The organism is Bacillus cereus group sp. BfR-BA-01430 (assembly GCF_022663115.1).
Taxonomy (GTDB): Bacteria; Bacillota; Bacilli; order Bacillales; family Bacillaceae_G; genus Bacillus_A; species Bacillus_A cereus_BD.
Genome location: NZ_JAKUEW010000011.1, coordinates 45,815 through 68,825 on the forward strand (window position 1 = coordinate 45,815; position 23,011 = coordinate 68,825).

Here is a 23,011-nt window from a genome sequence, read left to right on the forward strand (position 1 = left end):
ATGATGAATGCTTTTTGCAGAAATTTTTATTGAAAATATTGTAAGAAATTATTTGTTATATTCGTATATATAATTAGAGGAGGGGAAGATATGAATGATAAGGAATTAGTATCTGAATTGAAAAATCAAAATATAGAAGCATTAGATCAAGTTATTCTTCAGTATAGTAGGCTTATATATGGCGTTATAGGAAGTATATTAGGAGAAAATCACGAAAGAGTTGAAATTGAGGAATGTTATAACGATGTTCTTTTCGTTCTTTGGTATAAAATAGATCATTTTCAAATTGAAAAGGGACAATTTAAAAACTGGATTATTTCAATCGCGAAGTTTAAGGCGCTAGATTATAAAAGAAAGTTTAAGCGAAAACATATAGAACAAACAATGGAACGGTGCATTTTAAAAGATAAAGAAGATGTAGAACAAGTCTTGTTGAAAGAGGAAGAAAAAGAATTTATTTTAAAGGCGATTCAACGGCTCGATAAGGTGGACTATCACATTTTTTATCGAAGGTATATTGCAGATGAGAGTATAAAGCAGATTTCTGAAGAACTGCATATGAATGCGAGTGCCGTTTATACAAGACTGTCTAGAGGAAGGGAAAAACTAAAAAGGGGAATGGAGGGATATTATGAGGTATGAACATGGTCTAGAGAAAGTTGTTTTGGAGCAGTGGGATGAACGACAAATAGCTCATTTTGAAGAGATAGGAGAGCGTTTTATTGGGAATTTGGAAGAGAAGAAAAAAGATATTAAAAAGCAAATTGCAAAGAAAAATTTACAAGAGATAGAAAGAAAGGCACATTATGAGCTAGAGGAGGATGAATATATCGAATTACAGTTTCAAGCGAGTGCGACAGGGAGCTACTACTTAGGATCTCTTTTATGCTCTGCGGACTATTTTGTTATGCCATTGGCACTTACAGATGTAGGAAATCGATTTGTCGTTTTTGGGACAAGATATAAAGTTATGATTTACGAAGTGAAAGAAACGTATCAACTGCAAAGAGAATATATTATTGATTACAATGATATATCTAAATATTATTACAAAACAAAAAGAGACCGTACGATATTATGCTTTAAGGCAAAAAAGGATAAATATAACCAACTAAGAGAGTGTTCAAATTGGCTCTTATATGGCTATCTACAAGGAAGAATTAACATGATGATAGACCGATCAGATCGAGATGTGATTGCGAAATTTTTTGATCGTTATTGTCAAATGGATTATTAGCATAGTGGTAGTTTAATAAAAAAGACATATAGATTTCTTTACTGCTGAAATCTCGATAAAATTCAATTTTGTTTTCTATACTTAATGTACCATTGATTATTTTCAGCTTTAAGCACGAACAATGATAAAAAAGTTTTTTCTGGAAGAAACTTGTTCTATTAAGTAGTCATTGTACAATGAACATATGGTATAAAATGTAATATGGTGACTTGGGGGAATAAACATTTGGTAGGAGATATGTGGTATAATTTTAAAAGTTTATAATGAATGAAATATGGAGGACTATACTTATGGCAATACTTGTAACGGGTGGAGCAGGATATATTGGTAGTCACACATGTGTAGAGTTGTTAAATAGTGGACATGAAATTATCGTAGTAGATAATCTTTCGAATAGCTCAGAAGAAGCAATCAATCGAGTGAAAGAGATAACAGGTAAGTCGTTTCAATTTTATAAAGAAGACGTTTTAAATCGTGAAGCACTTGATATGATTTTTGAGGAACATACGATTGAAGCAGTCATCCATTTTGCTGGTTTAAAAGCAGTGGGGGAATCGGTTGAAATTCCACTTACGTATTATCATAACAATATTACAAGCACATTAGTGTTATGTGACGTGATGCAGAAGCATAATGTGAAAAAGATGATTTTTAGCTCATCTGCAACAGTATACGGTATTCCAGAGACATCACCAATTACAGAAGACTTCCCGTTAAGTGCAACAAACCCATACGGTCAAACAAAATTAATGATTGAACAAATTTTACGTGATGTCGTTGTGGCAGATCCAGAATGGAGTGTAGTATTACTTCGATACTTCAATCCGTTTGGTGCTCATGAAAGCGGGCGCATTGGAGAAGATCCAAATGGTATTCCGAACAACTTAATGCCGTATGTAACACAAGTAGCAGTTGGGAAATTAAAAGAATTAAATGTATTTGGAAATGATTATCCAACAAAAGATGGCACAGGTATACGTGATTACATTCATGTTGTGGACCTAGCAAATGGCCATGTGAAAGCTGTTGAAAAGGTACTCCATACAAAAGGGATTGATGTTTATAACCTTGGAACAGGAACGGGTTATAGTGTATTAGAAATGGTAAAAGCTTTTGAGAAAGTCTCAGGAAGAGCAGTGCCTTATAAAATTACAGAGCGTCGTCCTGGAGATGTGGCAATATGCTATGCAGATGCATCGAAAGCAAAAAGAGAACTAGGCTGGGAAGCAAAACGTGGACTCGAAGAAATGTGTGCAGATTCTTGGAGATGGCAAGTTAATAATAAAAATGGATATGAGAAAGCATAATAAAAAACGACTTGACTAATCGTAAGAAGAGGCTGTCCAAAGTAGCTGAATAACTACTTTGGACAGCCTCTTTCGTTACATAAAATAATACTTCTATTTTTTTAGTAGATGAAAACATAAGAGAATCTCACAGGAGACTCTTATGTTTTTTGCGAGGAAATTTAGTAACATAAAAGAGATTATGTATTTCGTTATTTTAAAAAGGGAATGGGAAGGAATGACGGATATGGCAAAGGTATTAGTTTTAGGGGGAACACGTTTTTTTGGCAAACGGTTAGTTGAGAAACTGTTGCAAGATAATCATGAGGTGACGAAGGCAAAAGAGTTAGGATTTCAATTTAATAGAGTAAAAACGAATATAAATGCTGTATTGAAATACTATATTGAAAAGTTAAGGTAATTGATACATAAATCCCCCGGTGGCAATCCGGGGGATTTTGGAGGATTTCGATGATACTAGTTTACATTACCAAATTTACCTTATACGCATGACTAATGTTTCTGTGATTTAATTGCTTGTAAATACTTTTCATTCACACGATCCCAATTGACCGTATTCCACCAATTCGTAACGAATTCTGGACGTCGATTTTGATACTTCAAATAATAAGCGTGCTCCCATACATCGATTACAAGTAACGGAACTTTTCCTTCTTGTAGTGGTGTATCTTGATTTGGTGTACTCATAACGGAGAGTTGTTCCCCATCAAGTACGAGCCATCCATATCCACTTCCGAATCGACTAATAGCCGCTTTGGAAAGCTGATCTTTAAAGTTGTCAAAGGTATTAAAGTAATAATCAATGACTTTTGCAACGTCTCCATTAGGTTCGCCTCCGCCCTTCGGACTCATGACCTCCCAAAAAAGGCTGTGGCAGTAATGCCCACCGCCATTATTTCTAACTGCTGTCATAATATCAGGCGGTAGTTCATTTAAATTGCTCAGTAATTCTTCTAAAGGCTTGTTCTGCAATTCTTTATAATTTTCTAAAGCAGCATTTAAATTTTTAACATATGTTGCGTGATGCTTTCCATGATGAAGCGCCAAAGTGTCACCATCAATGTAGGGCTCTAATTCATCATAGTCATATGAAAGCTTAGGCAAATGAAATGAAGACATAAACTTCCCCCCTTTTTTCAAAAAGTTGCACATGGTAAAAACAATTTACCTAACTCAAAAATACACTTGTTTTTTTAATAAGTCAACAATAAAACAAACAATTCTATTTATTTTCTGAAAAGGATTGTTTTTGGTTAATAATGTAAAATGGGTTTGGTTTGTTCCTACGTTTCTTTTTGCTTATACTGTAAAATAGTAGCGTCTTGTTGAAACAGAAGGAGATTATTTATGAATAAAATGAGGGTATTAATAGATGAAGCAAGAAAATTTATTACAACTTGCTATCAAGAACTCGGTAAAGAAAAACAAATAGAAGAACGGATGAACCAAATCGTATTGGAAATAGAGCGGACGGGTACATATGAACATACTTTTGAGGAGCTGGTTCATGGGGCACGGATGGCCTGGCGAAATAGTAACCGATGTATTGGAAGACTGTTCTGGAATAAAATGCATATACTGGATGCTAGGGAGATCAATGATGAGGAAGGGGTATATCGCGCGCTAATTCATCATATTCAATATGCGACAAATGGTGGAAAAATTAGGCCAACCATTACGATTTTCAAACAGTATAGAGATGAACAAAATCATATTCGTATCTATAATCATCAATTAATTCGTTATGCAGGATATAAAACGGACACAGGTGTGATTGGGGATCCGCATTCCTCTTCTTTTACATCTTTTTGCCAGAAGCTTGGCTGGAATGGGGAAGGAACGAATTTTGATGTGTTACCACTCGTATTCTCAATTGATGGGCAAGAACCTGTATATAAGGAAATTCCGAAAGAGGAAGTAAAAGAAGTGGATATTGAACATCCAGAATACCCATTTTCCTCTCTTAGAGTGAAATGGTATGGTGTACCGATGATTTCAGATATGCGTTTAGAAATTGGCGGGATTTCTTATACGGCAGCTCCTTTTAATGGTTGGTATATGGGGACTGAAATTGGTGCCCGTAATTTAGCTGATGTGGATCGTTATCATTTACTGCCTGCCATTGCAGAAATAATGAATTTAGATACAACTAGAAATAGTACGTTATGGAAAGATAAGGCGTTGGTTGAGTTAAATGTAGCTGTCTTACATTCATTTAAAAAACAAGGAGTAAGTATCGTTGATCACCATACAGCAGCGCAGCAATTTGCTCAATTTGAAAAACAAGAGGCGGCATGTGGTCGCGTTGTGACTGGAAATTGGGTATGGCTAATTCCGCCGTTATCGCCAGCTACCACTCATATATATCATAAACCTTATCCAAACGACATTTTGACCCCTAATTTTTTTCATAATGGTAAGAAGTAAAAACGAATCATAAATATCATTTTATCCAAAATGTAAAGAGCTCGTCCAAAAGTTATATTTTTGAACGAGCTCCTTTTGCATTTTTAATAGAAGCGAAATCTCGTGACGAATCGCCGATATAGGATGGTCTGTTGGCACAAACCTTTTTCGTACCATTAATCCAATACTTTTCCTTTCGTTTCGGGAACGCATATAAGCATGGTTAGAAGGCCTAGTGGATAAATGATAAAGATAAGGGATAGAGCACCAAATAAATTGCCGCCTGTCGCCAGTAATCCAATAATAACTGGTCCGAATCCAGCTAAGCCGCGTCCTGTGCCGAAAATAAAGTTTTCAGCTGTGGAACGTGCTTCCGATGGATAGTTTTCAGCTAATATTGCTCCGAATCCTCCCATCATTCCGTTTGCAAAGAAACCAAGTAAGGCGCTTCCCCACAGTAATAACGTTGCGTCTGTAAAGAGGAAGAAGTAAATCAAACAATATATAGTACCACCTATATAATAAAGTGAAAATGTTTTACGGCGTCCCATTTTATCGGCCAAAATGCCAAATGTTGCGATTCCAATTAACATTCCAATTGTAGAAATGAACATCCAGCCGCTTGCTTTTACCAATGTGTAGTTATATTTATTTGCTAAAATTGTAGGCATCCATGTAAAAATACCATAGTATCCAAAGTTTTGGATGAAAGACATAATAATAAGTCCAATTGTTGTCATCGTTACTTTTTTATTAGAAAATAACTTGCGTAAAGGAAACTTTTTCATATGTTGGAGCTCTTCTGCTTCCATAGCTGTTAAAGTTCCTTGGCGCTCTTTTTGTAACAATTCTTTTTTATATCGTTGTTTTTGTTCCCAAATTTTCGGTTCACTTAAGCTTTTACGAACATATACGGCAAGTAAAGCTGGTATGAGACCAAATAAGAAAACAGCTCTCCAGCCGAAGTGTGGAACGATAAAGGCTGGAAGGAGTGAAGCAACGAGTACTCCAAATTGCCATCCAAGTGCAACAACGGAAGTTGCTTTTGCCCGCATTTCTTTAGACCATGTTTCCGTTACAATCGCCATTCCGATACCAAATTCTCCACCAACACCCATTCCTACTAGAAAACGAAGTGTTAATAATTGCCAATATTCTGTTGTGAAATAAATGAGTGCAGTTGCAAGTGAAAATAATAAAATAGTAAAAGCCATTGTTCGAATACGACCCAATAAGTCAGCGATAAATCCAAATAAGTAGGAACCAATTAACATCCCAATAGTTGTTGCTAATGTAAGGTTTCCACCCTCTACAGGTGTTAAGTGAAATTCTTTCAAAATGTAAACGAGTACGAAGGATAGAAGTAACATATCTAATCCCTCTGCTGCATACCCTAATGCAGAACCAAGCAATGTTTTATAACGTTTTGCTTTTGATTCATTTGTTATGTCCATTATTACTCCTCCTTATTTTTATACAGTCACTATGGAAGAATAATAAAAGGCCTTCTCACGTCAGTTGTGTGAGAAGGCCTAAAGAGCATGCGTATCCCTTGGAAAGAATGCGCCTACTTTTTTTATATTCCGACTTCCTTCTCAACCTCACGGGGTTGTGTTAAAGGACTGTAATGAAATTACTTTATTATTAGCACTCTTCGATTCTATTGTCAAATATGAAAGAAAGTTTTTAAGGATATTATTGTAAAAGATTATAAATGATAGATGATTCTTCTTGACGTTCGCTTCATTATTTTTCGATAATAAAATGAACAAAATAAATAAAGGAGGACTAAAGATGTTAGATTTAGTACTCATGATGATTGAGCGCGTTGGATTAATTGTTATATTAGGTTTTCTACTTTCGCATATTCGAATTTTCCGACGTCTTCTTCATAAACAAGATGGATATAAAGATAAGCTTATGCTCATTTGTATTTTTTCGTTATTTACAATTGTAAGCAATTACACAGGAATTGAAATTGCAGGAAATACAATTATGAATGAAAATTGGTTACAAGGCGTTTCCTCATCAAGTACGATTGCAAATACGCGTATTATGGGTGTCGGAATTAGCGGTTTACTAGGAGGACCGATTGTCGGAATTGGTGTTGGGTTTATTTCTGGTATTCATCGCTACATGCTAGGAGGGACGACAGCTTTTAGCTGTGCCATTTCATCTATTTTGGCAGGGATTATTACAGGATATATTGGCCGGATTTTTCAAAAGCATAATCGTACAGTTACACCTAAGTATTCAGCGTTTTTAAGCGTGGTTATTGTTTCGTTGGAAATGGTTATGATTTTATTCATCGTAAAAGATGGATGGAATATAGTAAAAACGATTGCAATGCCGATGATTTTTGTAAATGGTTTTGGTAGTTTTATTTTACTTTCCATGGTGCAAGCGATTTTGCGACAAGAAGAGAATGCAAAGGCACTACAAACGCATAAAGTGCTTCGAATTGCTGATAAAACATTACCTTATTTTCGCCAAGGATTAACAGAAGAATCATGTAAACATGTGGCACAAATTATCCATCGTTTTACGGGAACGGATGCGGTATCCTTAACAGATACAGAAAAAATATTAGCACATGTGGGATTAGCAGCTGATCATCATATCCCGTCGCATAGTTTAATTACAGGATTATCAAAAGAAGTATTACATACAGGAAAAATAATGAAAGCGAAATCAAGAGAAGTCATTAACTGTCAGCATGAAGACTGCCCATTACAAGCAGCAATTGTTATTCCTTTAACATCGCATGGCAATACAATTGGAACATTAAAGTTATATTTTAAAAATCCAAATCAGTTAAGTCGTGTGGAAGAGGAGCTAGCAGAAGGGTTAGCAAAAATTTTCTCTACCCAGCTTGAATTAGGAGAAGCAGAGCTGCAAAGTAAATTGCTTCAAGATGCTGAAATCAAAGCATTACAAGCACAAATTAACCCACATTTTTTATTTAATGCTATTAATACAGTTTCAGCACTTTGTCGTACAGATGTGGAAAAAGCAAGAAAGCTCTTACTACAGCTTAGCGTCTATTTTCGTTGTAACTTACAAGGAGCGCGGCAACTGTTGATTCCGCTAGAGCAAGAGCTGAATCACGTGAATGCATATTTATCGTTAGAACAAGCGAGATTTCCAAATAAATATGAGGTTAAAACCTATATAGGCGAAGGATTAAAGACTATGTTAATTCCACCATTTGTGCTTCAATTGTTAGTTGAAAATGCCCTTAGACATGCATTTCCGAAGAAGCAACCGATTTGCCAAGTAGAAGTGTATGCGCACGTTGAAGGTGATTTGATTCATTTTAAGGTGAAAGATAACGGTCAGGGGATTGAACAAGAGCGTTTAGAACAATTAGGAAAAGCGGTTGTAACATCCAAAAAAGGAACAGGTACAGCTTTATATAACATTAACGAACGGTTAATGGGGCTATTTGGGAAAGAAACGACACTTCATATTAAAAGCGAATTACTGAAAGGAACTGAAATTTTCTTTGCAATTCCGATTCAATATGTAGAGGGGGAAGGAAGTAGTGGTAAAGGTATTAGTAGTAGATGATGAAATGTTAGCAAGAGATGAGCTGAAATATTTATTACAACGAACGAAAGAAGTGGATGAAATTGAAGAGGCAGATTGTATAGAAGATGCATTAGAAATATTGATGGATGATAAACCAGATATTGTTTTTTTAGATATTCAGCTTTCAGATGATAATGGTTTTGAAATTGCAAACATATTAAAAAAGATGAAAAATCCGCCAGCTATTGTATTTGCGACAGCATATGATCAATATGCATTACAAGCATTTGAAGTCGATGCATTAGACTATATTTTAAAGCCATTTGATGAAGAACGTATCGCACAAACATTAAAAAAATATAAAAAGAGAAAGCAAAGTGAAATAGAAAAGAAGGCAGATGTGAAAGTACCGGATGTAACTGCTGAGATGCATAAACTTGCACTTCCAATCGAAGAATCAATCGTTCTTGTAAGTACGGAAGATATTGTCTATGTAGGACTTGTAGATGGGAAAGTAACTGTAAAGACAATTCGAGAAACATATGTAACTCATGATACGCTTGTTATTTTGGAGAAAAAACTACCACAAACAACGTTCATGAGAGTGCATCGTAGTTTTATTGCAAATGTAAATCATATTTCAGAAGTTCAACCTTGGTTTAATTCTACTTATAATTTAATTATGAAAGATGGATCGAAAGTACCAGTAAGTCGTACATATGCAAAGGAATTAAAAAAACTGCTTCGTATTTAAGAAGCAGTTTTTGTATTTCATCCTGTCATTTTTGTAACTGATTCTCTATATTCGACGTTCCATTTTGTAAACGCTTACTCAAGCATTTACATCGTATACAATAAAGGTACCAAATCGAAAGAGGTGGCTAAAATGAGTACAAAAAAAGTATATAGTTTTTTATCACAAGCATTTATTTTCTCAGCAATTATGTTAGTTTCTCATATGATCGCATCACATTTACCAATTCCAATGCCTTCTTCAGTAATTGGATTAGTCATTTTATTTAGCTTATTATGCTTAAAGGTTATTAAATTGGAACAGGTTGAGTCACTTGGAACGGCATTAACAGGTATTATCGGCTTCTTATTCGTTCCATCTGGTATTTCCGTTATTAATTCCCTTGGGGTAATGGGACAATATTTTGTACAAATCATTACTGTAATTGTTGTTGCAACAGTTATTTTATTGGCGGTAACAGGTTTATTTGCTCAATTTATTCTAGGAAAAGATGGAAAAGAACCGGTAGATACAAAACAATTAGACACTTTAGGTAAAGGACATAAACACGGAAAAGTTGCGTAATAGATTGTATACATGGTTAGGAGGTAATGGACATGGCAAGCACAATGACTCCATATTTCGGAATTGTTGTTTCATTAATCGCATACGGGATCGGAACATTCTTATTTAAACATTCAAAACAATTTTTCTTATTTACACCGCTATTTGTAGCAATGGTATTAGGGATTGTCTTTTTAAAGGTTGGAAATTTCACATTTGAAGAATATAATACTGGTGGTAAAATCATTAGTTTCTTTCTAGAGCCAGCTACAATTGCTTTTGCAATTCCATTATATAAACAAGCTGATAAATTAAAAAAATATTGGTGGCAAATTTTATCTGCTATCATTGTCGGATCTGTTTGTTCAGTAGTGGTTGTGTTCATTGTTGCGAAAGCCATTCATTTAGATGCAGCTGTTATGAATTCTATGTTGCCACAAGCAGCAACAACAGCAATTGCATTACCTTTATCTGAAAGTATCGGTGGTATTCCAGCTATTACATCTTTTGCTGTTATCTTTAACGCGGTAATTGTATATGCACTTGGGGCATTATTCTTAAAAACATTTAGAGTCAAAAATCCAATCGCGAAAGGATTAGCATTAGGAACAGCAGGACACGCACTTGGCGTTGCAGTCGGAATTGAAATGGGTGAAGTAGAAGCAGCGATGGCAAGTATTGCAGTAACTGTAGTTGGGGTTGTAACAGTTGTTGTTATTCCAATGTTTATGCCATTGATTGCGTAATCAGATATCAATTTAAACCTGATAGAAGCAAGCTATTTGTAGAACAGATTTCTACTGATAGCTTGCTTTTTATGTTACAGTAGTGGTATGACCTATTTTATTTTTCCTTAAATCTTTATTAATACTTTATATAATGCGTTCTGAAAAGGACTATTATATTGTAAAATAGAAAGGAAAGGTAATGTTATGGATCCAAATCTTACTCTAGCAGAAAGAAGATAAGAAGAGGATGTTAATCAACATAAAAAATTTGTGGGGAAGAGAAAGAGACCCCCTTATGATAAGTCTTACTTTATAGGACAGGAGAGATCACTCGTCGATTATGCAAATGAAAAACCTGTTTCAAAGCAAAGGATTTCAAAGGTTACTGATACTTTTATTATTAGCTCTTATATTATATGGGCTAAAAAGCATGTTTAATTTAATTTTAATTACGTTTATCCTGACATATTTAATGGATCGATTCCAGAAATTTATTTCTAGAAAGCTCGATCATTTTATGCCGATTAACCGAAAAATTATTATAGCGTTTTTATATGTCATGTTTGTTGGTGGAATTACAGTTACATTATTTAAATATCTACCGGTGTTAACAGTACAAATTTCACAATTAATTTATCAATTTAATGTATTCCTTAAAAATCCACCGGATAATGACATGATAAAGGCCTCGATTAATGCGATTAATCATATGGAGCTTTCAAAGTATGTAGGGCAAGGCGTAGATATTATTTATAAGTCCATTGCAAATGTTGGGAAATTCGGTTTGCAATTTTTACTTTCTTTAATTTTAAGCTTATTCTTCTTATTGGAAAAAGCACGTATTGTTGCATTTACGGCAAAGTTTAAAGAGAGCAAACTTGCTATTTTCTATAATGAAATTGAATACTTTGGGAAGAAATTTGCGCGCTCTTTTGGGAAAGTAATTGAAGCACAATTTTTAATTGCTATTGTGAATTGTGTGCTATCCGTGATTGCACTATGGATTTTAGGATTTCCACAGTTACTTGGTCTAGCATTAATGATCTTTCTATTAGGTTTAATTCCAGTGGCGGGTGTAATTATCTCATTATTTCCACTTTGCATGATCGCATATAATATTGGTAGTATTACTTATGTTATCTATATATTAATTATTGTGGTTGTTATTCATGCGCTTGAAAGTTACGTATTAAATCCAAAGTTTATGTCACAAAAGACGAACTTACCCATTTTTTATACATTTATGGTATTGATTTTTTCTGAGCATTTTCTAGGTGTTTGGGGGCTAATTATCGGTATCCCAGTCTTTATGTTCCTATTGGATGTTTTAGATGTAACGAGCGATGAAATAGAAAAAGGGGCTACTGAAAAAATAGAGTCTTAAAAAGCATCAGGTGATGATGCTTTTTCTTTTATCCTGCTATTTTAGTGCAGTAAGGCTCCCATCTGAGCCTTACTGCACGATTGGTGAGGGTTCATAATCAGTGGGGATGAAAAAACTACTAATTAAAGTTTCACTTTATAACTTAATTCCATATATGCCATACTGTAAGAAGAATACAAATAATTGGGGTGAAGGAAATGTCTATCAATGAAAAGGTAGAGCTTGCGACATTTGCGGGAGGTTGCTTTTGGTGTATGGTTTCACCATTTGAAGAAATGGAAGGGGTTATAAGAATCGTTTCTGGTTATACAGGGGGACATAAAGAAAATCCAACTTATAAAGAAGTTTGTTCTGAAACGACAGGACATTATGAAGCAGTTCAAATTACATTTGACCCAGATAAAATGCCGTACGAAAAATTATTAAATATGTATTGGAGACAAATTGACCCAACAGATGTGGGTGGGCAATTTCATGATCGTGGGCAATCATATGAAACAGCTATCTTTTATCATAATGAAGAGCAGCGGAAACTAGCTGAAGCATCGAAAAAGGAACTTGCTGAGAGCGGGCATTTTTCTAAACCAATTGTTACGAAAATTATTCCAGCATCTACATTCTATCCGGCTGAGGAGTATCATCAAGATTATCATAAGAAAAATGCATTCCGCTATGCATTATATCGCCAAGGATCAGGACGTGATGCGTTTATTAAAAAGCATTGGCCAAAAGATAATGCACATTTAAAAGAACGATTAACGGAGAGGCAATTTTATGTAACGCAGGAAAATGGGACAGAACCTCCGTTTCAAAATGAGTATTGGGATCATAAAGAAGAAGGGCTATATGTAGACATCGTGTCTGGTGAACCGCTATTTACTTCTTTAGATAAATTTGATAGTGGCTGTGGTTGGCCGAGCTTTACAAAGCCTGTTATGTCAGCCAGTGTAAAAGAAAAAATTGATCTTAGTCATAACATGACGCGTACAGAAGTGAGAAGCAGGGAAGGCGATTCACATCTTGGTCATGTTTTTCCAGATGGACCAGGTCCAAACGGCCTTCGCTATTGCATTAATTCAGCAGCGCTTCGATTTATTCCAAAGGAAGACTTAGAAAAAGAAGGATATGGAGATTTCCTAATCTTGTTTCATCAAAAAAAATAACCTCGCGATTGCGAGGTTATTTTACTGTTTTCTTTCTAAATTTGCTGAGCACTTCATATACAATTGGAACAATGAGAAGTGTTAGTAATGTTGAACTTGTCAAGCCGCCAATTACTGTTACTCCAAGTCCTTTCGAAATTAAGCCACTACCTTCAAATCCAAGTGCAAGAGGTATTAAAGCACCAATTGTTGCGATTGCCGTCATTAAAATCGGTCGTAAGCGCGTTGAACCAGCTTCTAATAATGCCTCACGTGTCGATAGGCCTTCTTGTTCCTTATGAATGACACGGTCGATCAGCACGATTGCATTCGTGACAACAATACCGATTAACATAAGCGCACCAATCATTGCCGATACACTTAATGTTTCACCTGAAATGAGTAGAGCAACAAGTGCTCCGATAATTGTAAATGGAAGTGAGAATAAAATCGCAAATGGTGCAAGTGCGCCGCCAAATGTCACAACAAGAACGAAGTATACAATGGCAATTGCCGCTAACATCGCTAATCCAAGTTGTGAAAAAGATTCTTGAATATCTTTTGTAACACCGCCCATAGAAACTTCTACGCCAGAAGGAAGGTCCATTTTATCTACTTCCTTTTGAATTGCCGCAGATGCTTTAGAAACGTCATCAGATGTTACTTTTGCGCTTACGGATGCGTAAATACGACCATCGCGATGTGTAACTGTATTGGAAGTTTCGCCCTCTTTCACAGTCATAACGTCCTTAACAGTTACTTCGTTACCAAGTGGTGTTTTCATTTTACGATTTGTTAAATCATCAATTGCTTCATAATCATGTTTGTCTGCTTCTACATAAACATTGATATCTTTACTATCTTTTTTAATTGTCGTAAGGACAGGACGATCATGTTGATTAGAAAGTTCCATGCCAACTTGAGCAGCAGTTAGCCCCATTTTACTTAGTTTTTCTTGATCTGCGACTAACGTGTATTCTGCATATGTTTTGGCAAGGCTAGAATCGATATCTTTCAAATCGTTTTCTTTTTTCATGATATTTTGAATATCTTTTACGACAGGTTTAATGTCTTCTAAGCGATCTCCGTATACGTATAGCTTAATTTCATTACTGCCTCCGCTATTTCCGAAGTCTTGGCTTTTCCATTCACCTTTTCCTGTCATCTTTTGTAAATCTTTAATCACTTGTTCTTTTTCTTTCTCAAAGTTTTTTGTGTCATTATCGTATTGAACAAAGAACATAGCTTGATTTGTTTTACCTGGACTCATTGGGTTTTCTCCGCCTAATGAGAACTGAATTGTTTTTACATCTTTTTTATTTTGAAAGTGTGTTTCTGCTTTTGTTGCGATTGTTTTAACGTCTTCTAATGTTTGCCCTGGATCAGGGTTATAGGTTGCAATCATCATTTTTTCTTCTTCAGCTGGTAAGAAGCTTACGCCGATAACTGGTACAAGTGCAAGACTACCAACTAATAGAAGAACAGCGATACTAGATGTAATGATTTTATGGTTGAGTGCCCAATTCAGCACGCGTTTGTAGCCATTTGCTAATTTACTTGGTTTCTCTTTATGGTGTACTTCTTTTTCTCTCATACTTTCTTTTTTAAATAGAGAATGAGCTAACATCGGTACAATGGTGATGGCTACAAGTAACGAAGCGAGTAATGCAAATACGATCGTTAAGGCAAATGGTAAGAACATTTCACCAATCATACCTTTTACAAGCCCAAGAGGTAAAAATACCGCAATTGTTACAATTGTCGAAGACATAATAGGAATAAACATTTCTTTTGTTGCTACGCGGATTAAGTCTTTTCCGCGTAATGGTTCTTCTAATAAAGACATGCGGCGGTAAATATTTTCAATTACAACGATTGAATCGTCGACAACGCGTCCAATCGCAACTGTCATTGCTCCAAGTGTCATAATATTGAGCGTAATGTCCATTTGCTTCAATACTAAAATAGCAATGAGTAAAGAAAGCGGAATGGAAACAACAGAAATTAATGTTGTTCGAATGTTTCGTAAGAACAACATGATAATAATGATAGCAAATATGGCACCAAATATCGCTTTGCTAAGCATTGTATCAACTGATTTTTCAATCGGTGTACCTTGATCAAATGTCGAGATAATCTCTAAATCTTTATATTTTTTTTCAATATCTTTCACTTTATCTTTTACAGCATTTACGACATCAACTGTATTTGCATCAGCTGCTTTTACAACTTGAATACCGATCGCTTCTTTACCGTTTGTACGAGAAATGGATTCAGCTTTCCCAACTTCTTTCACATCAGCAATTTCTTCAAGTTTGACAGTTGGAATACTAGCAGTCATGGCTGGATTCATTTGCGGTGCTTCTGTTTGAAGAGAAGAAGCTGCTCCGGCACCACTTTGGCCGCTTGCTGCTGAAACAGTAGGGATTTTCATTTCTTTCAATGCTTGAACTGTCGTAATATTTCCATCTACAACAACTGATTTTTCGCTATCTTTAAATGTGTATAGGCCAAGTGGCAAAGATACATCAGAACCTTTAATGATATTTTTAACTGTATCCTCACTTAAGCCTAATTCTTTCATTTTATCTTTTTTAAAGACTAGTTGCACTTCATCTACTTGTTGTCCTGAAATTTGAACAGAGGCAACACCATCAAGGCCTTTTAACCCTGGAACAATACTTTTTTCAACCTTTTCCGTTAAAGTAGCTAAAGGTTCGTCTTTACTCGCCGCACTTAATGCAATAACAGGAAAGGCATTAAAGTTTATGCGAGAAACCTTTGGGTCCTTTACACTTTCTGGTAGTTTTACATTAGCGATTGCTTCTTTTACTTCCGTTTCAGCTTTCTCCATATTTTTATCAAAATCATATTCTACTTGAATAGAAGATGCATTTTGATAAGAGGAGGAACTTACAACGTTCACGCCGTTTAAATTTTGCAGTTGCTCTTCCATCGGCTTCGATATTTTATCCGCTACTTCTTGCGGAGTAGCCCCAGGATAAACCGTTGTTACTGTTACGACAGGGGTTGTGATATCAGGAATTGTTTCTAATTTCATATTTAAACCAGAGTAAATTCCCGCTGTGGTAACAATGATGGTTAATAGCCAAACTGCGAACTTATTTTTTAACGAAAACTTAATGATTTTGTTCATGTTTGCGCTCCCTTATTATGTATTGACCAATCGGTCAGTCTAACACATAATATAACTGACTGAGTGGTCAGTCGTCAATGAAAAGAGATGTTATAATACTGTTAAGATAAAGTGAAAATAACAACCGCAATGTAAAATTATGTTGTAAAAGTCTATTAGGAGAGAAAATATGAAAGAAAAAGAACGCTTAATTATTGAAATAGCAATGAAGTTATTTGCAGCAAAGGGTGTGAATGCAACATCAGTGCAAGAAATCGTAACAGCATGCGGGATATCAAAAGGAGCTTTTTATTTATATTTCAAATCAAAAGATGAATTGCTTCTAGCTACTCTTAAATATTATTATGAAAAAATTCAAAGTAAAATGACGAAAATTGAAAAAGAATCATTACTACCACGCGAAAAATTTATAAAACAATTATATTGTCAGTTTCATGATATACAAAAGCATAAAGAATTTATTATTATGCATGCAAGGGAGAATGCGATTCCATTTAATAAAGAAGTAGAAGCATTTATGAGGAACATGAAAATGGAGTCACATGCATTTTATCGAAATAGTATATTGTCTATTTATGGTGAAAAGGTCACTCCGTATTTGTTAGATCTTGTAGTGATAGTAGAAGGGATTTCCCGAGCGTATTTAGAATTAATCATTTTAAATGAAACAGAAATTAATTTAACTCATGTTTCCACATTTATTTTAAAAAGAATGGATGACATTGTAGAAGGTCTTGTAAATTCTGGTGAGGAACCTGTTTTGCATGAAGAACAATTAGGGCAACTTCTTTGTAGTTCAGACTTAATAAAAGAGCAAGTGAAGGAACAATTTCTACAGGAAATTATTATGTTTAAACGTAATTTAGCTGATGAATTAGAAAATGATGAGTTATTAGTTACATTAGATGTTTTAGAAGCAGAAATGAGAGTAGCAAATCCAAGAATGCCAGTGATTCAAGGGATGTTAGCGAATTTAAAGCGTTATGATAATTTAACAGATTTTCGACTTCGATTAGCGACATATTATGAGGTAGATGTAATCTAAAATAAATAGAGGTGAATCTGTTATGATCCACCTCTATTTATTATTTGTTAGCTTGCGCCCATTCTTCTACATTCCAAACTTTTGTTACCCAATCTTGGTAAAAGTCTGGTTCGTGACATACAAGAAGAATCGTTCCTTTGTATGCTTTCATTGCTTTTTTTAGTTCCTCTTTTGCTGTTACATCAAGGTGGTTTGTCGGCTCGTCAAATAGTAACCAGTTACTTTCTTCACCCATGAGCTTACATAAACGAACTTTTGCTTGCTCGCCACCGCTTAATTGATTTAATGGGCGCGTAATATGTTCGTTTTTTAAACCGCATTTCGCTAACATTGCTCGAATTTGATGTTGATCTAAATTCGGGAATGTATTCCAAACATCATCGATAGGTGTTATATGATCAGCTTTTACTTCTTGTTCGAAATATGCTGGCTCTAAGAAGTCACCAAGGCTTGTTTTTCCGCTTAATGGTTTAATTTTACCTAAAATTGTTTTTAATAATGTTGATTTCCCAACACCATTACATCCAACAATTGCAATTTTCTCACCGCGTTCAATTGTCATTGTTAGTTTCGGCAATAGTGGATGTGTGTAACCAATTTCTACATCTTCTCCTTCAAAGACAAAGCGGCTACTTGCGCGAGATTCTTTGAAAGAGAACTCAGGTTTAATCGCTGTTTCTGGACGATCGATTCGCTCCATACGATCAAGCTGTTTTTGACGGCTTTTTGCTCGGCCTGTTGTAGAATAACGAGCCTTATTTTTCGCGATGAAATCTTCTTGCTTTTTAATAAATTCTTGTTGTTTTTGATACGCTTGTAAATGTTGATTTTTATTGATTTCAGCTAGTTCTAAAAACTTCTCATATGTCGCTGTATAACGCGTCATTTTTGAGAATTCTAGATGGAAAATGACATCCACACATTTGTTCATAAACTCTGTATCATGAGAAATTAACAGGAATGCATGTGGGTATTCTTTTAAATAGTTTGTTAACCATTGAATGTGCTCAACATCTAAATAGTTAGTAGGCTCATCTAGTAATAATACTTGTGGTTGCTCAAGCAGTAACTTTGCAAGCAATACTTTTGTACGCTGCCCACCACTTAATGCAGAAACATCACGATCTAGACCAATTGCATCAAGACCAAGGCCACGCGCAGCTTCTTCCACTTTAATATCTAGTAAATAGAAACCACCAGCCTCAAGAGCATCTTGAATATTAGCCATTTGGTCTAAAAGCTCTTCCAATTCTTCCGGTGTCGCTGTAGCCATTTTTTCTGTAATCATATTTAATTCTTTTTCTTTCTCAAATAAAGGTAAGAAGGCATCCGTTAAAACGTCACGAATTGTTCGACCAGGTGTTAAGATTGTGTGCTGATCTAAATAGCCATAATGTGTACCAGGCGTCCATTCGATGCGCCCTTGGTCATGAATAAGTTGTCCAGTAATAATATTCATAAATGTGGATTTTCCAACGCCATTTGCGCCGACTAGTCCAACATGTTCATTCGCTAATAAACGCATGGATACATCTTTAAAGAGAGTACGATCACCAAATGTGTGTCCTAAATTTTCAACTGTTAATAAACTCATAGTGTCCTCCGTCCATTTCAAAATAGTATCTTGAATCATGATACTAAATTCTCGAATATAATGCTATCCTTTCGAAATGTATAATTTTGAAAGGAAAAGGTTGTGTATTTTATAAAAGGAAGTATATATGAAGAAAAACGGTATGTAGAGATTAGTATAGTAAAAAGTTACTCCTAGATGATATAGAAGTAACTTTTCCTTTTTCTTATTAGACTGTTTGTTTTACTTCACTTACTTTTTTCTCTGCCACAATAAAATGTGGTCTGCGCTTTGTTTCATAGTAGATACGGCCAATATATTCACCAATGACGCCTAAGAAGATGAGCTGGATACCACCGATGAATAGTATAGCGGAAATTAAAGTGAAGTAACCGGGTACATCAATTCCATCAATAATAATCTGTATAAATGTCGTGATTACGTATAAGATTGCTAAAAGAGTTGTTAGTAATCCAAGGTATATAGATAAGCGTAATGGTTTATTATTAAAAGAAATAACGCCATCTATTCCGTAATTCAACAACTTAGAAAAAGTCCATTTACTTTCTCCATCAGAACGTAATACATTTTCATATTCAATGATTAATTCTTTAAATCCAATCCAAGAGAATAAACCTTTAGAAAATCGATTGTATTCACTTAAAGAGAGTAATGAATCTACGGCTCGTCTACTTAAAAGTCTAAAATCGCCGATACCATCGACTAATTCAATATCAACAAATTTATTCATAACTTTGTAGTATAGACGTGAGATGAAAGACCGTATAGGTGAATCACCTGTTCTTGTTCTTTTTGCAATCACTTGGTCATATCCGTCATTGTAACCTTCTATCATATCCTTTATTAAAGAAGGCGGATGCTGCAAGTCAGCATCCATAATAACAACCGCATCGCCTGTAGCATATTTTAAGCCAGCCAACATGGCAGCTTCTTTTCCAAAGTTTCTGCTAAATGATATATAGTGTACAGCTGAATCGGAATTTGCTAAATCTCGTAAAATATTCAATGTATCATCTTTACTACCATCATTAACAAAAACAAATTCATAATCGGTATCTAATTTATGTACTTCAAGAGAAGTTTCTGAATAAAAAGATCGAAGTACTTTTTCTTCATTGTAACAGGGTACTACTATTGAAAGAGTCATTTTTGACCCTCCTTGTTTGTGATAGTGCTATGGATTCAGGCTATTCCTTATTAGATAAGAAGGAATAGCCCTAACTGGATGTATGTTTACTTATTGTTGTGTAAAAAGGTAAGCTCATTATTTCCCTTTTTGCGCCCAAAAAATAACAAAGTGGAGCAAATGATGAATGAAATAATGGATATAATCAAACCTAATTTGAAGTAAGGTGTAACATAATTCATTTCAATTACATGTGATCCTTTTTGAATTGGAACGCCTATGAACGCAGAGTTTACTTTCGTAAATTCTGTCTCTTTCCCATCTACCTTTATAGTCCAACCTTTACTATATGGAACAGACAGGTAGAGTAATCCATCTTTACTTGAGTTAACTTGACCTTTTAAATAGTTATTTTTATAAGAGATATTTTGGAGTCTATTTTTAGTTAATTTTTTAGTTTTTTCTTGGATGCTTTCATAATTCACAATGTTGACTTGCAAGTCTTGTAACTCATATTCATCTGGTCCAGGGATTTTATCAGTAATAGAAATCGTCAATTCGTTTGGATGGTTGTTCTTTCCAAAATTATAAACAAATCTCTCTAATGGGTATGCATATGCACCTGCATCATTTCCTTTACTCATGTCTTTCCCATTCACAATCGCATGGAAGGAGCCTTTATTTTTAATTTTTAATTCCACAAGAAGGTCTCCTACAACATTAGGTGGATCGATAGGCACTATTATACGACCATCTTCATGAACCGTAAGCACATTGTTATTGTTTTCGATGTTTTCGAATTGGATCTGCTCGGTTTTAATCGGTACTGGCTTGACATCAAGCCTCTTTGTATCAAAATGTTTTAATGAAAAATCTTTTATGTTATCAACGACTACAGCATCCAACAATAATTGATCCCGCTCAGCAAAGTTTAGTTTAGAAAACTCTTTATTATCTATCCCTGATTCATACACATATCCTAATGGTAACGCATATTCATTTTTATAAATTTTATATGGGCCTACTTGTTTTAATTGTTTATAGCCATAAGGAATGTTAGCTGCATCGACATCTGCATGTAATATGTAATATTTCACACCTAACATATTCTCAAGAAGGAGCCGATTATCTAATTGGAAAAACATGGATGGTGTATCGAATCCTTGAAAAACATTGTATTTATTTTTCATAAAGTCATGAACATAATAATTGATTAGGCTATGATAAGCACTTGCACCATGATATTCCTGAAGCATTGGTGTATTACGGAGGCTGCCCGGATTAATAATACGGTAAAAGTCTTTATCATGATTTTGAATATAGCGAATGGCAGCAATTTCTTCTTGATTATCATATCCAGGTGCATGTAAAGATTCTTTTGTAACATTTCGCTGTCCAAAGGGTTTACTTAGTACATTTTCTGAATACATGTAATTGATAAAAACTACATTGATAAGAACATTTAGGATTACTAAGAACTGTAAGAAAATTTTAGACAGATAGCGCCATAGACATATTGTAAGAATAGAAATTACGATGACACTTATCAGCATATGATCGACTTCGTCTAATGGCTGATCATTGATGTTTACCTTTCTTATGAACGCATAAATGAAAAAGCCAGTAGCTAACAATGCGCTTATGAGGTACATCAATTTATTCTCTTTTTTATGAAGGAGCATCCAGTCTAAAATGTATGCGACCGTTTGGGCAATTATAAATGCGAATAAATAGTACCAGCGATATTGAATAGCAGAAAAACCATTAAAAACAGAATAAGTATATGGAATCATGTAAAGAACAAGCATAAAGAATGTAAATAATACTTTATTCAATACGAATTTATCACGTATAAATAATCCGATTACAAGTAAGAATAAAACCAAGACAGGAAATGCTAATTGATAGTATTCTGCATTATTGATGAAGAAAACGCTTTCTAGCAAATTTTTATAAAATGTATTTTCAAAGAATAAAGGAATATCGAATTTCTTTGTGAGTCGATCGGCATTAAATACAGCATTTACAGATGGAAGAAAGAATACGGCTGATAAACCAAGTGATAATCCATATAAGAAAGCAATCCTAATATAGTAAGTTAGGAAGGATCGAATCGTTTTATTTTGCTGTGTCGTAAAGTATTGAAAAAATGCATAAATGTAAATGAAAATACTTGTTATAAAAGCAAAATAAAAGTTAGACGCTAGCATTAAAGCGGTAGCAAATAGAAATAGTCCTTTTTTTCTTTCTATAATATATCGATCGAATCCCCATAATACGAGTGGTAGAAAAACGATAGCATCCGCCATAAAATCCCAAAGTAAAGAGTGACGAATAAAAGTAATACATCCACCGTATATAATGGCAGAAATAAAAGATGAAAAGATTGTTTTATGGTGATAACGCAAAGAACCGTACATAAAGAGCATCGCTAAAAAACTTTTGAAAATGCTCATATATAATTTCATATCATAGATTTGTTCAATATTTAACTTAGGAAGCAATAATGTAATCCAAAAGAATGGCGCCGTACTATAGTAATAACTGAATTCTCCAAATAAGTCGCCGCCTAATCCATAATCCCAGGACCAAAAGAAATTTCCATCTTTAAAAGCATGTTGTAGGAGAAAAGTAAAGAATCCGAATTGGGATAATGCATCTCCTGAGCCAGAAAATATTTGAGCTGATGTTAAAAAGAAATAATGAAAAACAAAAGCACATAGTAATAACAATGGAATGATAATAAGAGTGCTTTTATGGAAAAAGGTCTTATTGTCTTTTTCAAAATACATGAAAATTCAAGTTCCTCCCTTTAAATCAAAGTCATTTCATATCATATTTAATTGGCATCAATTATGTAAAAACACACCATTTATGGAAAAGGTGTGTTTTTAATTTTTTACATGAAAAGATATATTTTATAATCATTGGTTTATGATGGTTATCTGTATTTCAGTATAAATCATTCTCAGAAAGTAAGTCAATTTAACCTAGAAGTTAGAAGCATCATTACAGTGACTTTTCTGTTATTCGTGGACAGTCAGACATCGCTAATAT

17 protein-coding genes and 2 pseudogenes are annotated in these 23,011 nt (G+C 34.6%); 13 read left to right on the plus strand and 6 right to left on the minus strand.

What is annotated here, in order from left to right; all coding sequences use genetic code 11:
* Nucleotides 1-90: 90 nt before the first annotated feature.
* The 4 genes and pseudogenes from MR058_RS17045 to MR058_RS17060 form a co-directional block, all read left to right on the plus strand.
* Nucleotides 91-642, plus strand: a complete 552-nt coding sequence (locus MR058_RS17045) for a sigma-70 family RNA polymerase sigma factor (protein WP_242145090.1) — start codon at nucleotides 91-93, stop codon at nucleotides 640-642.
* Entirely contained in the window at nucleotides 632-1,237 is a 606-nt protein-coding gene (locus tag MR058_RS17050; RefSeq protein ID WP_242145091.1) for a hypothetical protein, read from the plus strand. Before MR058_RS17045 ends, MR058_RS17050 begins: the two co-directional genes overlap by 11 nt.
* 290 nt (nucleotides 1,238-1,527) lie before the next feature.
* Nucleotides 1,528-2,544 (plus strand): UDP-glucose 4-epimerase GalE, encoded by a 1,017-nt coding sequence (gene galE / locus MR058_RS17055; RefSeq protein WP_242145093.1) that lies wholly within the window; start codon nucleotides 1,528-1,530, stop codon nucleotides 2,542-2,544.
* A gap of 226 nt (nucleotides 2,545-2,770) precedes the next feature.
* Nucleotides 2,771-2,863, plus strand: a pseudogene (locus MR058_RS17060) (epimerase); the annotation flags it as partial.
* Nucleotides 2,864-3,036: 173 nt separating this feature from the next.
* Here the strand turns inward: MR058_RS17060 and sodA are convergent.
* Nucleotides 3,037-3,663: a superoxide dismutase gene (gene sodA / locus MR058_RS17065; RefSeq protein WP_242145094.1), complete on the minus strand. Its 627-nt coding sequence runs from the start codon at nucleotides 3,661-3,663 to the stop codon at nucleotides 3,037-3,039.
* Between the two features lie 228 nt (nucleotides 3,664-3,891).
* On the opposite strand from sodA, the gene MR058_RS17070 reads away from it, so the two are divergent.
* A complete protein-coding gene (locus MR058_RS17070) occupies nucleotides 3,892-4,971 on the plus strand; it encodes a nitric oxide synthase oxygenase (protein ID WP_242145095.1) in 1,080 nt (359 codons plus the stop codon).
* A 155-nt stretch (nucleotides 4,972-5,126) separates the two neighbouring features.
* Here the strand turns inward: MR058_RS17070 and MR058_RS17075 are convergent, their stop codons facing one another.
* Nucleotides 5,127-6,404 carry an MFS transporter gene (locus MR058_RS17075; RefSeq protein ID WP_242145096.1) on the minus strand — a complete coding sequence of 426 codons (1,278 nt, stop codon included), beginning with the start codon at nucleotides 6,402-6,404 and terminating at the stop codon, nucleotides 5,127-5,129.
* A gap of 340 nt (nucleotides 6,405-6,744) precedes the next feature.
* Between MR058_RS17075 and MR058_RS17080 the strand changes: the two genes are divergently transcribed.
* From MR058_RS17080 to msrB, 7 genes and pseudogenes are all read left to right on the plus strand, one after another.
* Nucleotides 6,745-8,520, plus strand: a complete 1,776-nt coding sequence (locus MR058_RS17080; protein ID WP_242145097.1) for a sensor histidine kinase — start codon at nucleotides 6,745-6,747, stop codon at nucleotides 8,518-8,520.
* Complete coding sequence (locus tag MR058_RS17085) at nucleotides 8,495-9,235, plus strand: LytR/AlgR family response regulator transcription factor (RefSeq protein ID WP_242145098.1); 741 nt, start codon at nucleotides 8,495-8,497, stop codon at nucleotides 9,233-9,235. Before MR058_RS17080 ends, MR058_RS17085 begins: the two co-directional genes overlap by 26 nt.
* A 132-nt stretch (nucleotides 9,236-9,367) precedes the next feature.
* Nucleotides 9,368-9,799, plus strand: coding sequence for an antiholin-like murein hydrolase modulator LrgA (gene lrgA, locus MR058_RS17090; protein WP_242145099.1), 432 nt, complete (start codon nucleotides 9,368-9,370; stop codon nucleotides 9,797-9,799).
* Nucleotides 9,800-9,831: 32 nt separating this feature from the next.
* Complete coding sequence (gene lrgB / locus MR058_RS17095) at nucleotides 9,832-10,524, plus strand: antiholin-like protein LrgB (RefSeq protein WP_242145100.1); 693 nt, start codon at nucleotides 9,832-9,834, stop codon at nucleotides 10,522-10,524.
* Between the two features lie 322 nt (nucleotides 10,525-10,846).
* Nucleotides 10,847-11,890, plus strand: coding sequence for an AI-2E family transporter (locus tag MR058_RS17100; protein WP_242145102.1), 1,044 nt, complete (start codon nucleotides 10,847-10,849; stop codon nucleotides 11,888-11,890).
* 197 nt (nucleotides 11,891-12,087) lie between these two features.
* Nucleotides 12,088-12,552 (plus strand): annotated as a pseudogene (msrA, locus tag MR058_RS17105) (peptide-methionine (S)-S-oxide reductase MsrA); the annotation flags it as partial.
* 48 nt (nucleotides 12,553-12,600) lie between these two features.
* Nucleotides 12,601-13,053: a peptide-methionine (R)-S-oxide reductase MsrB gene (gene msrB / locus MR058_RS17110; protein WP_242145184.1), complete on the plus strand. Its 453-nt coding sequence runs from the start codon at nucleotides 12,601-12,603 to the stop codon at nucleotides 13,051-13,053.
* A gap of 16 nt (nucleotides 13,054-13,069) precedes the next feature.
* Here the strand turns inward: msrB and MR058_RS17115 are convergent, their stop codons facing one another.
* The gene (locus MR058_RS17115) at nucleotides 13,070-16,189 is read right to left on the minus strand and encodes an efflux RND transporter permease subunit (protein WP_242145103.1); all 3,120 of its coding nucleotides are present in this window, start codon (nucleotides 16,187-16,189) and stop codon (nucleotides 13,070-13,072) included.
* A gap of 169 nt (nucleotides 16,190-16,358) precedes the next feature.
* On the opposite strand from MR058_RS17115, the gene MR058_RS17120 reads away from it, so the two are divergent.
* Nucleotides 16,359-17,234, plus strand: coding sequence for a TetR/AcrR family transcriptional regulator (locus tag MR058_RS17120; RefSeq protein ID WP_242145105.1), 876 nt, complete (start codon nucleotides 16,359-16,361; stop codon nucleotides 17,232-17,234).
* 40 nt (nucleotides 17,235-17,274) lie between these two features.
* Here the strand turns inward: MR058_RS17120 and MR058_RS17125 are convergent, their stop codons facing one another.
* The 3 genes from MR058_RS17125 to MR058_RS17135 form a co-directional block, all read right to left on the minus strand.
* Nucleotides 17,275-18,885, minus strand: coding sequence for an ABC-F family ATP-binding cassette domain-containing protein (locus tag MR058_RS17125; RefSeq protein WP_242145185.1), 1,611 nt, complete (start codon nucleotides 18,883-18,885; stop codon nucleotides 17,275-17,277).
* A gap of 151 nt (nucleotides 18,886-19,036) precedes the next feature.
* On the minus strand, nucleotides 19,037-19,975 hold the full coding sequence (locus MR058_RS17130) for a glycosyltransferase family 2 protein (RefSeq protein WP_242145106.1): 939 nt from the start codon (nucleotides 19,973-19,975) through the stop codon (nucleotides 19,037-19,039).
* A gap of 86 nt (nucleotides 19,976-20,061) precedes the next feature.
* The gene (locus MR058_RS17135) at nucleotides 20,062-22,746 is read right to left on the minus strand and encodes a YfhO family protein (RefSeq protein ID WP_242145107.1); all 2,685 of its coding nucleotides are present in this window, start codon (nucleotides 22,744-22,746) and stop codon (nucleotides 20,062-20,064) included.
* Nucleotides 22,747-23,011 lie beyond the last annotated feature (265 nt).